The organism is Curtobacterium sp. BRD11, assembly GCF_031844345.1.
Classification (GTDB): Bacteria; Actinomycetota; Actinomycetes; order Actinomycetales; family Microbacteriaceae; genus Curtobacterium.
Genome location: NZ_JAUZUZ010000006.1, coordinates 71,681 through 83,888 on the forward strand (window position 1 = coordinate 71,681; position 12,208 = coordinate 83,888).

12 protein-coding genes and 1 tRNA gene are annotated in these 12,208 nt (G+C 72.9%); 5 read left to right on the forward strand and 8 right to left on the reverse strand.

Annotation, left to right across the window (positions count from 1 at the left end; translation table 11 throughout):
* Window positions 1-9: 9 nt before the first annotated feature.
* Entirely contained in the window at window positions 10-1,008 is a 999-nt protein-coding gene (locus Q9R28_RS13590) for a DUF2332 family protein (protein ID WP_209685438.1), read from the reverse strand.
* Window positions 1,005-1,472 (reverse strand): GNAT family N-acetyltransferase, encoded by a 468-nt coding sequence (locus tag Q9R28_RS13595; protein ID WP_311206351.1) that lies wholly within the window; start codon window positions 1,470-1,472, stop codon window positions 1,005-1,007. Before Q9R28_RS13595 ends, Q9R28_RS13590 begins: the two co-directional genes overlap by 4 nt.
* 65 nt (window positions 1,473-1,537) lie before the next feature.
* On the opposite strand from Q9R28_RS13595, the gene msrB reads away from it, so the two are divergent.
* Both msrB and Q9R28_RS13605 read left to right on the forward strand, forming a co-directional pair.
* The gene (gene msrB, locus Q9R28_RS13600) at window positions 1,538-1,942 is read left to right on the forward strand and encodes a peptide-methionine (R)-S-oxide reductase MsrB (protein WP_066656573.1); all 405 of its coding nucleotides are present in this window, start codon (window positions 1,538-1,540) and stop codon (window positions 1,940-1,942) included.
* Between the two features lie 36 nt (window positions 1,943-1,978).
* A tRNA-Thr gene (locus Q9R28_RS13605) sits at window positions 1,979-2,054 on the forward strand.
* Window positions 2,055-2,099: 45 nt separating this feature from the next.
* Here Q9R28_RS13605 and Q9R28_RS13610 read toward each other — a convergent pair.
* From Q9R28_RS13610 to Q9R28_RS13620, 3 genes are all read right to left on the reverse strand, one after another.
* On the reverse strand, window positions 2,100-3,542 hold the full coding sequence (locus Q9R28_RS13610) for a glycosyltransferase family 39 protein (protein WP_311206352.1): 1,443 nt from the start codon (window positions 3,540-3,542) through the stop codon (window positions 2,100-2,102).
* Window positions 3,543-3,844: 302 nt separating this feature from the next.
* The gene (locus Q9R28_RS13615) at window positions 3,845-4,876 is read right to left on the reverse strand and encodes an aldo/keto reductase (RefSeq protein ID WP_066656578.1); all 1,032 of its coding nucleotides are present in this window, start codon (window positions 4,874-4,876) and stop codon (window positions 3,845-3,847) included.
* Between the two features lie 74 nt (window positions 4,877-4,950).
* A complete protein-coding gene (locus tag Q9R28_RS13620) occupies window positions 4,951-5,736 on the reverse strand; it encodes an alpha/beta fold hydrolase (RefSeq protein ID WP_209685433.1) in 786 nt (261 codons plus the stop codon).
* On the opposite strand from Q9R28_RS13620, the gene Q9R28_RS13625 reads away from it, so the two are divergent.
* Window positions 5,735-6,589: an NAD(P)H-hydrate epimerase gene (locus tag Q9R28_RS13625; protein WP_209685431.1), complete on the forward strand. Its 855-nt coding sequence runs from the start codon at window positions 5,735-5,737 to the stop codon at window positions 6,587-6,589. The genes Q9R28_RS13620 and Q9R28_RS13625 overlap by 2 nt on opposite strands.
* Before the next feature lie 45 nt (window positions 6,590-6,634).
* Here the strand turns inward: Q9R28_RS13625 and Q9R28_RS13630 are convergent, their stop codons facing one another.
* Window positions 6,635-7,576, reverse strand: a complete 942-nt coding sequence (locus Q9R28_RS13630; protein ID WP_251155273.1) for a 2-deoxy-5-keto-D-gluconate 6-phosphate aldolase domain-containing protein — start codon at window positions 7,574-7,576, stop codon at window positions 6,635-6,637.
* A 34-nt stretch (window positions 7,577-7,610) separates the two neighbouring features.
* The gene (locus Q9R28_RS13635) at window positions 7,611-8,753 is read right to left on the reverse strand and encodes a glycerol dehydrogenase (protein ID WP_209685428.1); all 1,143 of its coding nucleotides are present in this window, start codon (window positions 8,751-8,753) and stop codon (window positions 7,611-7,613) included.
* A gap of 102 nt (window positions 8,754-8,855) precedes the next feature.
* Between Q9R28_RS13635 and Q9R28_RS13640 the strand changes: the two genes are divergently transcribed.
* A complete protein-coding gene (locus tag Q9R28_RS13640; protein WP_311206353.1) occupies window positions 8,856-9,749 on the forward strand; it encodes a neutral zinc metallopeptidase in 894 nt (297 codons plus the stop codon).
* Window positions 9,750-9,863: 114 nt separating this feature from the next.
* On the opposite strand, the gene Q9R28_RS13645 is transcribed toward Q9R28_RS13640, so the two are convergent.
* Window positions 9,864-10,781, reverse strand: a complete 918-nt coding sequence (locus tag Q9R28_RS13645) for a thioredoxin domain-containing protein (RefSeq protein WP_311206354.1) — start codon at window positions 10,779-10,781, stop codon at window positions 9,864-9,866.
* Window positions 10,782-11,035: 254 nt separating this feature from the next.
* Between Q9R28_RS13645 and Q9R28_RS13650 the strand changes: the two genes are divergently transcribed.
* Window positions 11,036-12,136, forward strand: a complete 1,101-nt coding sequence (locus Q9R28_RS13650; RefSeq protein ID WP_066656626.1) for an ABC transporter ATP-binding protein — start codon at window positions 11,036-11,038, stop codon at window positions 12,134-12,136.
* Window positions 12,137-12,208 lie beyond the last annotated feature (72 nt).

The window sequence follows — 12,208 nt, forward strand, 5'->3', positions numbered from 1 at the left end:
AAGCCCGGTTCAGGCTGCGGGCCGCCGGAACCACCGCACCCGGACGCCGAACGGGTCGCAGACCGCCGTCGCCACACCGTCGAGCGACACCGTGGCGAAGGCGTCCGGGTCCGCCGGGTCGACGTCGTCGGGCAGCGTCGCGGCCACCCCGCGCAGGATGCCCGTCCGTTCGACCGCGACCCAGTGCACGCCACGCTCCGCCAGCCGGTCGACCACGCGCTGGCGGTCGGCGCCCGGCACGTAGACGAGGGTCCCGGTGGTGAGCACCACGGGACGGACGCCGTCCGGCAACGCGTCCAGTGCACGGTCGAGGTCGCCGGGCAGCGTGCCACGGATCCGGACGGGAGGCACGGCGAGCGTCGCGCGCGCCGCCTCGCGCATCAGGGCGGTGCGGTCCGTCGCCTCGGGCGGGACGGCCTCGACCAGCCGGTCGAACGCACCGGGCTCGGCGAGGTCGATCGGGTTCGGGTCGAGGGCGACCCGCGCGCCGATCCGGATCGGGGTGCCGGCCGGCTCGGGGACCGCGCCGCTGGCGTCGACCGTCAGGTGCACCGACGGCTCGGCGACGGCGGTGTGCACCCGGACCGTGCCGTCCCCGGTCCGGTGGTCGAGCGTCACCCGGTCCGGGATCGAGCAGAGCCCGGCGGCGGCTCCGGCGTCGACGAGGCCGAGCGGCCGCGGGTCCGCCGCGGCGAGCGCCGCGAACAGCGGGACGACGGGACCGAGCCGCCGCGGGTCGTTGGCCTGCACCGTGGCGGCGGCGAGCGCCGTGACGAACGCGGCACGGGCCTCCCGGCCGAGCGCACGGAGCGCTCCGGGGTCCGACGGGTCGGCACCCAGCCGACGTGCGACGGCGAAGACCAGCTCCGGTTGCCGCTGCTGCTCGGGGACCGCGTCGAGGAGCGCGACCAGGTCGTCGTCGACCGAGCGTGCCCAGGCCGCGTACGACGGCGAGGCCGGAGCGATGCGCGCCGCGTAGGTGGCGTACCGCTCGCGCGTGCCGGTCACGGGCGGTGCATGCCGACGTGACGGATGCCGGCCTCGTCGTAGGGCGCACCGAACCGGACGAAGCCGTGCCGCTCGTAGAGGCTCGCGACGTACTCCTGGGCGTGCAGGACGAACGGCTCGTGACCGTGCGCCTCGAGCACCCCCGCGACCAGCCGTCCGGCGATCCCCTGCCCCCGGTGGTCGGGGTGGGTGGCGACCCGGCCGATCACCCAGGCCGGCGGCTCGCTGGCCGCGGGGTGGTCCTCGTCCGGGGCAGGCCGGACGAGGCGGAGGTACCCGACCGGATCGCCTTCCGCTCCGAACCACCAGTGCTCGGTGTCCGGCTCGCGGTCACGGCCGTCGAAGTCGTCGGCGGTGACCCGCTGCTCGAGGGCGAAGACGCGGTTCCGCAGCCGCACGATGCCGTACAGTTCGTCCGTCGTCAGGCGGGTCCAGCGGGCGTGGCGGACGGAATGCTCGGACATCGTCGCGAGTTTACTGAAGGGGTCGGGCATCACCATCGAGCCCCGACCGGAAGCAGGAGGAAGCAATGGCGTACAACGTCGACAAGTCGGACGCCCAGTGGCGCGAGGAGCTCTCCCCGGACCAGTACGCCGTGCTCCGGCAGGCCGGGACCGAGCGCCCGTGGACGGGTGAGCTGCTCGACGAGGAGCGCGCCGGCACGTACACGTGTGCGGCGTGCGGCGCGGAGCTGTTCCAGAGCGGCACGAAGTTCGACTCCGGTTGCGGCTGGCCGTCGTTCTACGAGTCGGTCCGCCCCGAGGCGGTCCAGCTCATCGAGGACAAGTCCCTCGGCATGGTCCGCACCGAGGTCCGCTGCGCGAACTGCGGCTCGCACCTCGGGCACGTGTTCCCCGACGGCTTCGGCACCCCGACGGGTGACCGCTACTGCATGAACTCGCTGTCGCTGAACTTCTCCGAGCAGGGCGAATGAGACCCCGACGCGTCCGCCGGTAGGATGGGCGCGTCAGCCGGCATGGCGCAATTGGTAGCGCACCGTACTTGTAATACGGGGGTTGCGGGTTCGAGTCCCGCTGCCGGCCCCAGATCACGGCTCCTCGTGCAGCCCGAGGCGGAGCCGTCGCGCGTCGTCACCGCACGTCGAGCTCGCCGTCCGCGTCCCGTTCGATCTCGCCGTCCGGGATCCAGACGACGATGCGGTCCAGGCGCACCCGTTCGAACGACGACCGCTCGTCGCGCAGCAGGTCCGTGATCTCCTGCGGCAGCGGGAAGCGCTGGTCGCGGCCCACCACGATCGCCTCGAACGGTGCATCGTCGACGTCGCGCACACCGCGCGCACCGACGTACTGGTCGTAGTCGCTGGGGGTGATCGCGCCGAAGAAGATGCGGCCGTCCCGGATGCCCTCGCTCCGCAGCAGCGGCAGGAGGCGCGCGACCCCCTCGGGGCGTGTCTGCCAGACCGCCCGCGCGGTCGGGATGCTGCCGACGAGTGCGACGACGACGAGGAGTGCGGCGAGCGCGCCGGTCAGCGGCCGGGGGCGGAGCACCGCGAGCCGACCGAGTCCGACCGCGGCGAGCAGGACGATCCAGGGCGTCCACGCGCTGTAGTAGGTCGGCAGCGCGATCTTCGCCGCCACCGTGTAGAACGCGACGAGCAGCAGGAGCGGTGCGGCGAGGAACACCACCAGCCGGTCCGGACGGACGACGACCGCGAGCAGCACCCCGGCGGCCAGGACGACGAGCACCGGCAGGCCGACTCCCTGCGCCAGGAACCACCAGTTCCCCCACCACGGTGCGAACTGGTGGGTCTGCCCGGCGATCACGGCGAGGTGGCCGTTCTCGTTCTGCCCCTCCTGGAAGGCCAGCATGTAGAGCACCGCCGACCGTATGCCCATCGGGGCGTACAGCGCGACGACCGTCACCGTGAAGACCACGGCCCAGACGACGCCGCCGACGACGAGCCGACGCCACTGCCGGAACAGCAGCGGGGCGAGCAGGAACACGGGCACCAGCACGAGCGTCGACGCCTTCGACGTCACCGAGGCGGCCATGAGCACCGCGGACACCGGGAGCCACCACCACCGGCCGGTCCGTGTCCAGGTCCACACGGCGAAGAGCGCGGCCAGGGCGAAGAACACCATCACCGGGTCGAGGAGCGCGACACGGTCGAGCCGCGCACCGGATCCACCCCGGGGCGTCAGCGTCCAGAGCGCCGCGGCGGTCCACCCCGCCCAGAAGCCGACCTCGGCGCGGAGCCACACGAACATGACGGCGGCGCCGAGGACGACGAGGGCGGCGACGAGGACCCGGGGCGCGGTGGCCCCCTCGCCGCCGACGAGCTGCGCGAGCCCGAACAGGTACTTCGCCGTCGGCGGGTGCTCGCGGTTCTGGTCGAACGCGCCGTGCACGTACGCGAAGCCGGCGCGGACGTAGGTGGCCTCGTCGCCGCCGATGTTCTCGTCGGCGATCCGCCAGAAGCACTGGTAGGCGGCCGCCAGGGCGAGCAGGACGAGGGCGACGATCCGTACCGCTCGGCGGTCCTGGAGCACGAGGGCGTGGCGTCGACTGGGCACCGGACGATCCTACGGCGGGAGCCGCCGCCCTCCGGCGGGAGCACGGAGGGCCCGGACGATGGACGTCCCGGGCCCTCCGGCGCGCGGAACGCGGATCAGGAGGCGTTCCGAGCGCTCGACGCGGTAACCAGCCGGTCGTCCCTCGATGGTGTCACCGCACCCGGTGACGTGTCCACGGTTCCGGTCCGATCCACGCGAACCCGCACGGATGTGCAGGAACCGGCCGGTCGGACTGCGTCCCCGCTGTGTGCGCGCCGGGCGGATGCCCGGCGCGCACGGCCGTGCTCCGCGTCCGACCGCGATCAGCGTCCGCCCGTGATGCGGCGCTCGCGCTGGGCGACGCCGGCGGTGCCGTAGGGGTAGTCGTCGACCCGCGGGGCACTCGCGTCCGTCAGGGCCTGCAGCTCGTCGTCGGTGAGCACGAGGTCGGCAGCGCCGAGGTTGTCCTCGAGCTGCGAGACCGTCCGGGCGCCGAGGATGACGCTCGTCACCGCGGGCCGCGCGAGCAGCCAGGCGAGGGCGACCTGCGACTTCGAGGCACCGTGCGCGTCGGCGACCGCGGAGACCGCGTCGAGCACCTTCCACGTGCGCTCGTCGCCGTTGCGGGCCTCCCACGCCTCCATGCCGCGCTGCGGGTTCTCGCCGAGACGTGTCGAGCCCGTCGGAGCCTCGTCGCGCTGGTACTTCCCGGAGAGCCAGCCGCCGGCCAGGGGCGACCACGGGAGCAGACCGATGCCGGCGTCCAGGCACGCGGGCACGACCTCGTGCTCGATGTCCCGCACGAGCAGGTTGTACTGCGGCTGCAGCGTCACCGGCGGTGCCCAGCCGTGGGCCTTCGCCTCGTAGACGGCCTTCGTCACCTGGTAGCCGAGGTAGTTCGAGAACCCGTAGGTGCCGATCTTGCCGGCGGACACGGCGTCGTCGAGGAAGCGCAGGGTCTCCTCGATCGGCGTCAGGGCGTCCCACGCGTGCATCTGGTAGAGGTCGATGTGCTCCACACCGAGCCGCTCGAGCGAGGCGTCGAGCGCGACGCGCAGGTGACGGCGGGACAGGCCGAGGTCGTTCGGGCCGTCACCCTGGGGGAACCGGCCCTTCGTCGCGAGGACGACCTGCTGCGCCTCGGTCGGGTGGGCGGCGAGCCACCGGCCGATGATGCGCTCGGACTCGTTGCCGGAGTACACGTCCGCGGTGTCGACGAGCGTGCCGCCCGCTGCGACGAACGTGTCGAGGATCTGGTGGGAGGTGGGTTCGTCGGCCTCACTGCCGAACGTCATGGTGCCGAGGGTCAGCGTCGACACCGATGTCCCGCTGTTGCCGAGGAGTCTGTAGTCCATGGCCGGGACGCTACGCCCGGTCTCCTCCGCCAGCGGGGACCTGCCAGTACCCGTCAGGGGTGCGCACCGCCCCCTCAGCGTCCCTCGGACAGGAAGGCGATCGCACGCTCACGGAAGTCGCGCGACGTGGGGGCGTTGAAGTGGTTCCGACGCGGGATCTCGAAGAACGACGCGTCCGGCGCCGCCTCGGCCAACCGCACGGCGCTGTCCCGGATCCCGTCCTCGCTGCCCGCCGCCATCAGGATCGGCTGCGCGGGGGCGTTCTCCGGCGTCGGCTCGACGCTGTTCCGCATCCCCTCGACCATCGCGACGAGCGCGCGGAGGTCGTTCCCCTCGACGTTCGCCGCCATCTGCAGGTACCCGTTCGTCACCCGGTCCTCGACCGGGGTGCCGTCGGCGATGTACGCCTTCGCCTGGTCGACCGCCACGCGGCGCATCGGGTCGGCGTCCGGGATCCCGCCGAGGACGGCCCGCGAGATCCGGTCCGGGATCTGCTCGGCGGTGTGCCAGCCGACACGGGCGCCCAGCGAGTACCCGAGGAACGCGACGTCGTCGAGCAGGTAGGTGTCGACGACCGTGGTGACGTCGGCGACGAGCAGGTCCATCGAGTACGCGGACGGGTCGTGCGGCTTCGACGAGGCACCGTGCCCGCGCTGGTCGAGCGCGACGACGCGGTAGCCCGCTCGGACGAGGTCACGGGTCCACCCCGAGGCGTGCCAGTTCAGGACGGCGCCCGAGGCGAAGCCGTGCACGGCCACCACGACGGGGGCGTCCGGCTCGCCGAAGTCGTACGTCGCGAGCTTCAGGCCGTCCGGGGACATCACGGCACGGGGACGGGGCGCTTCGGGGACGAGTGACATGGCGCGACCAGGCTACCGGGGCATGGTGGTGGCCATGGACGGCTACGGCGGCGATCAGGTCCGGGCGGCGGAGCGGCCGCACCTCGAGGCGGGCGAACCCCTCATGCAGCGCGCGGCGGCGGGGCTGGCCCGCATCGTCGGCGAGCTGCTCGACGACCCGGCGGTCCGCCCGCAGGACGGCCCGGGGTCGGTCCTGCTGCTGGTGGGCAGCGGCGACAACGGCGGTGACGCCCTGTTCGCGGGTGCGCACCTGGCGTCGGACGGGAGGCACGTGACGGTGCTGCGCGTCGGCGCACGTGTCCACGAGGCGGGCCTGGCAGCGGCGCTGGACGCCGGGTCGCGCCTCGCCCCACCGGCACGGCCGGACCGCCGCTGGCGCGTCGCTCCGGAACCGGCGGCGTGGGCCCCGGACGGCCCGACGGACCCTGACGACGCCGGTGCGGCCGACGTCCTGCGGGCCGCCGCGACCCCGGACGCCGAGCGCCTGGCGGCGGTCGCCGCCGAGGCCGCCGCGGGAGCCGACCTCGTGCTCGACGGCATCCTCGGCATCGGTGCCGGCGGCGGCACCCCCTTGCGCTCCCCCGCTCGGCAGGTCGTCGACGCGATCCGCGAGCTCGCCCGCGACCAGCGCGCCCCGTTCGTCGTCGCCGTCGACGTGCCGAGCGGCATCGACGTCGACACCGGCGCCGTGGCCGACGACCACGTGCTCCACGCCGACGTCACCGTGACCTTCGGCGGGGTCAAGGCGGGCCTGCTCACCGGCCCCGGGGCGACGCTCGCCGGGCGGATCGAGCTCGTCGACGTCGGCATCGGAGCGGACCTGGCGACGATGGAGCCGCTCGTCCGCACCTGACGCCGGTCCGCGCCCGACACCGACCCGGCGTCGACGGGAACGGGATCAGGCCGCGCCGGCGTCCACCCCGTCGACGACGTCGGGACGCGCCTCGAGCCACGTGTCGACGAAGTGCCGGTAGTTGGCGGCGATCACCTGCTCGGCCGCCTCGTGGTCGAGCCCCTGCTGCACGACGTCGTCGAGCGCGTCCTCCCAGTTGCTCCGCCCGATGGCGAAGCCGACGAAGCCGTCGACGGGTGCTGCGACGCGCAGCCACCGGTCGAGCTGGTCCTCGGGGGCGTCGCGGCCGAGCACGATGCACTGCACGTGGTCCCGACCTCCGGCGCGCACGGCGGCGACGACGCGCTCGGCGTCCTCGGTGCGGTCGAGGCCCTCGAGCTTCCACACGTCCGGCTCGACCCCGTGCTCCTGCAGGTACCCGATGGTCTCGACGACGAGTCCCGGGCGGACGTCGCGGTCGTAGTCGTCCGCCTGCGCCTGCTGGTCGTCGGTGCCCGGGACGAGGAGCTCGACCAGGAACGCACGGTCGGCGTCGTGCAGGGCGCGGGAGACCTCGGCGAGCCGCTCGGCCTGGGCCTGCCGGTCACCGGCGTCGAACGCGGGGTTGTCGCGGACGAGGACCTTCACGAAGTCGGGGTCGAACGAGTCCACGTGCGCGAGCCAGTCGTCGCCGTACTCGAGCTCGAACCAGTCGCGGCCGGACCGCTCGATCGGCATCGCGAGCTGCAGCCCGGCCTCGCGGACGAGCCGGGCGACGTCGTCGCCGTAGCGCTCGTCGACGAGCACGCCGGTGCGTGCGCGGGAGGCCCCTGCGGCGAGCGCGGTGAGCACACCGCGGTACACGAGCTGCTTGCCGGCACGGACGCGCTGGGCGTCGGCCTCGTCCGCGGGCTCGCCGGACTCGTCGCCGTAGGTGTGCTCCAGGAGCGAGGACCGCTGGTCCATCGCGAGGAGGAAGAGGGGGTGCTGTTCATCGAGGTCGGCCATGCCGCCATGCTGCTCGCACCCCCTCCGGCCACGCTCAGTGGGCGCGGTACAGTTCCGGCTCCGGCAGTCCGTGGGCGGCACGGATGCTGCGCGAGATGCCCTCGATCGCCACGAGCGCGTCGACCACGGCCTCGGCGGTCACGGGGAACGGCATGTTGTGGATCGTCTCGCTCTCCACGGTGGCGGCCTCGGCGACGGCCCGGAGCACGTCCCGGTCGTCGACGGTCAGCCCGATCTCGGTCAGGGTGTTCGGCAGTCCGACCCTCGTCGTGAAGACGACGAAGTCCTCGATCTCGTCGGCGGGTGCCCCCTCGAGCACGAGCTGCGCGATCGTCCCGACGTTGACCTTCTGCCCGTGCGCGAGGCCGTGCGCCTGCGGGGCCGCGGTCAGGCCGTTGTGGATCGCGTGCGCCGCGGCGAGGCCACCGGACTCGAAGCCGAGCCCGGACAGCAGGGTGTTCGCCTCGACGACCTTCTCGAGCGCGGGCGTGACGACCTTCGCCTTCACGGACTCGATCGCCTGGAGCGCGTTGTCGTGCAGGAGCTCCCACGACAGCTCCGCGAGCGCGACACCGGTCTCGGTCTGCAGCCCGCCGGCCATGGTGTCGGCGTTCGCGCGCTTCGCGGCACGGGCCTCGACCCAGGTCGCGAGGGCGTCGCCGATGCCCGCGACGAGGAACTGCACGGGGGCGTTCGCGACGAGCTTCGTGTCGATGAGCACGAGGTCCGGGTTGTGCGGGAAGAAGCGGTACTCGACGAACTCCCCCTCCTCCGAGTAGACGACCGCGAGCGCGGAGGTCGGGGCGTCGGTGCTCGCGGCGGTCGGCACGCTCGCCCAGCGGATCCCGGCGAGGTGCCCGGAGGCCTTCGCGGCGTCGATCGCGGACCCGCCGCCGAGGCCGACGACCACGTCGGAGTCCGTCTCGCGGATCTTCGCGGTGAGGTCGTCGATCGCCTGCGGGGTGGCGAAGCGTCCGAAGCCGACCCGCTCGACCGGCAGGCCGGCGGCGTCGAAGCTCGTGCGGACGGCGTCCTCGACGATGCCCCACACCACGTCGTCGGCGACGAGCAGCGGACGCTTCCCGATCGGCGCGACGAACTCCCCGACGCGGGTGATCGCGTCCTTGCCCTGCACGTAGCGGGCGGGGCTCATGACGGTGCTGATCGGAGTGGCCATGGTGCTGCTTCCTTCCGGGTGGATCGTGCTGTTGTACGACAGGTGTCGGCGGTGCCGACGCACCGGACGCTACGCGGGTCGGCTGCGGGTACGGTCGGCGGCATGACGTTCAACGAGGACTCGCAGCTCAGCGGCGGGAAGGTGAAGCGCCGCGGGCGGACGGCGGCGATCGGTGGTGGCGGCGTCGGTGTCGCGGCGATCGTGGTGTTCCTCATCGCGCAGTTCACCGGGGTCGACCTGAGCGGCATCGTCGGCGACGGCAGCGGCACCACCCAGATCCAGCAGCAGGACGAGACGGTGCAGCCCGCCGAGGGGTGCCGCACCGGCCGCGACGCGAACCAGCGGGTCGAGTGCCGCATGGAGGGCGCGGCCGAGTCGCTCGACGCCTACTGGACGGCCGAGGCCGCCGACCTCGGGATCTCGTACACGACGCCGGGCTTCGTGCTCTTCGACGGGTCGACGGACACCGGCTGCGGCCAGGCCTCGGCGGCGACCGGCCCGTTCTACTGCCCGCCGGACCGCTCGATCTTCCTCGACACGGCGTTCTACGACGACCTGCAGTCCCGGTACGGCTCGTCCGGCGGTCCGCTCGCCCAGATGTACGTCGTCGCGCACGAGTGGGGCCACCACGTGCAGCAGCTCGAGGGCACCTTCGCCGACACCGACCGCTCCGGCACCGGCGCGTCCTCGGGCAGTGTCCGCGTCGAACTGCAGGCGGACTGCTACGCGGGCTCCTGGGTGGGCTCGGCCACGACCACCCGCGACGCGAACGGCGAGACGTTCTTCGAACCCGTCACCCGGGCGCAGATCGCCGACGCGCTGTCCGCCGCGAGCGCCGTCGGCGACGACAGCATCCAGCAACGGGCCACGGGTCGCGTCGACCCCGACTCGTTCACGCACGGGTCCAGCGCCCAGCGCCAGGCGTGGTTCACGCGGGGCTACGAGCGCGGGGCCACCGCCTGCGACACGTTCAGCGTGCCGGGCTCCCGGCTCTGATCCGCGGGCCGCGGACGCACGCTCGGGTCACGAGCCGCCCCCGGACGCACGGGAGGCTCCCCACCGGTCCGGTGGGGAGCCTCCCGTCCGTCGGTCTGCCGACCGGTCGCGACGTCAGCCGGCGGACGCGCTCGCGGAGGGGGTCGGGGTCGCGGTGGGCGACGGCGTCGCGTCCGACGCCCCGGCCGCCGACACCACGAAGGTGCGGAAGTCGTCGTTGGTGATCGGCGCGGTGAGCTCGTACTGCTTGCCGTTCACGAGCACCAGGGGCGGCCCGGGGAACTCGTCGAGCGACGAACCGGGGATGTCGCCGCCGGTCACGTCGGCCGTGCGCTCGTCGACCCACTTGGCGTAGGTCTGGTCCCGGATGCAGTCGCGGATCGCAGCCGCGTCCTGCACGCCGTCGACCCCGGTGACGAGCCGCTCGAGCTGCGCGTCGGTGAGGCCGGAGGTGCCCTGGTCGGGCTGCCGCGCGAAGAGCGCCTGGTTCACGGCGTAGAACTGGTCGGGCGACCGGTCCGCGACGCAGGCCGCGGCGTTCGCGGCGCGCAGCGAGTACTTCGTGCCCTGCGACCGGTTCGTCAGCACGGCGACCGGGTGGATGTCGACCGTCGCGGCGCCGGAGTCGACCAGGCTCGCGATGTACTCGCTGTTGGCGTCCTCGAACTGCGCGCAGGTGTCGCAGAGGTAATCGACGTACATGGTGATCCGCACCGGGTCGGACGCGTCGGTCGCGTCGGGCGTCGGGGACGACGAGGACGCCCCGACCGGGCGCAGGCCCTCGCCGATCGTGATGCCGCCCTGCGACATCGTGGACGGTCCGGGGCCGGCGGGCTTCACCGAGTCGACCAGCACCAGCGTGACGACCGCCACCGCGGCGAGGAGCACGACCCCGAGCCCGATCTGCAGTCCCAGGCGTGTGCCGCGCTGCCGGCGCTTCTGCTGGGTCCGTGCTCGCTGGGCCCGCTGCCGTGCGGCCTCTCGTCGTTCGTTGCGCGCGGCGCGTGCGTCACCCTCGGGGCGGTTGGTCATGCGTCGTTGGTCCTCACGTTGCTCCTGACGTCCGCACGGCCTCGCCTTCCCCCGTACGCCGGACGGACCCGCCGATCGTAGTGGTCCTTCCTGGGACCAGCCAACCAGGTCGGACCGGACACTGGCGCTGGCGGGGGAACTCGTGTTGTATGAGCACCGATGGTCGACGACGACCATCCGGGGCCCCCACGGGCAACCGCTTCACAACGGATCGTCCGGCACGTACCTGCCGGTGAAGGAAGGATCGAACGCTCATGGCGTCCGTCACCTACGACAAGGCAACCCGTCTCTACCCCGGAGGCACCCGCCCCGCGGTCGACTCCCTCGACCTGGACGTCGCCGACGGCGAGTTCCTCGTCCTCGTCGGCCCCTCGGGCTGCGGCAAGTCCACCTCCCTGCGCATGCTCGCCGGCCTCGAAGAGGTCAACTCCGGCGCCATCCGCATCGGCGAGCGCGACGTCACCGACGTCCCGCCGAAGGACCGCGACATCGCGATGGTGTTCCAGAACTACGCGCTGTACCCGCACATGACCGTCGCCGAGAACATGGGCTTCGCGCTCAAGATCGCCGGTGTCGGGAAGGAGGAGCGCGCCACCCGCGTGCAGGAGGCCGCGAAGCTCCTCGACCTCGAGCAGTACCTCGGCCGCAAGCCGAAGGCGCTCTCGGGTGGTCAGCGTCAGCGCGTCGCGATGGGCCGCGCGATCGTCCGTCAGCCGCAGGTGTTCCTCATGGACGAGCCGCTGTCGAACCTCGACGCCAAGCTCCGCGTGCAGACCCGCACCCAGATCGCGTCGCTGCAGCGTCGTCTCGGCGTCACCACGGTCTACGTCACGCACGACCAGACCGAGGCCCTGACCATGGGTGACCGCATCGCGGTGCTCAAGGACGGCATCCTGCAGCAGGTCGGCTCCCCGCGCGACCTGTACGAGAAGCCGAACAACGTGTTCGTCGCCGGCTTCATCGGTTCGCCGGCCATGAACCTGCTGCCGGCCGACGTCATCGAGGGCGGCATCAAGTTCGGCACGCTGAACCACCCGCTCGACCGCGACACCCTGTCGAACGCGCGCTCCGGCAACATCACCGTCGGCATCCGCCCCGAGGACGTCGTCGTGTCGACCTCGGGCGAGGGCCTGCCGGTGACGGTCGACGTCGTCGAGGAGCTCGGCGCCGACGGCTACCTCTACGGCCACGCCGACGTGAACGGCCAGCGCACCGACATCGTCGCCCGTGTCGACGGGCGTTCGCACCCGTCGATCGGCGACACGATCGTCATCACGCCGAAGCAGGGCCACGTGCACGCCTTCGACACCGAGTCGGGCGAGCGCCTCGACGACAAGGCAGTCGTCAGCGCGTAGTCTGCGCAGTTCCCCCGGGAGCCCGCGCCCGCCTCACCAGGGCGGGCGCGGGCTCCCGCTGTTCCACCCACC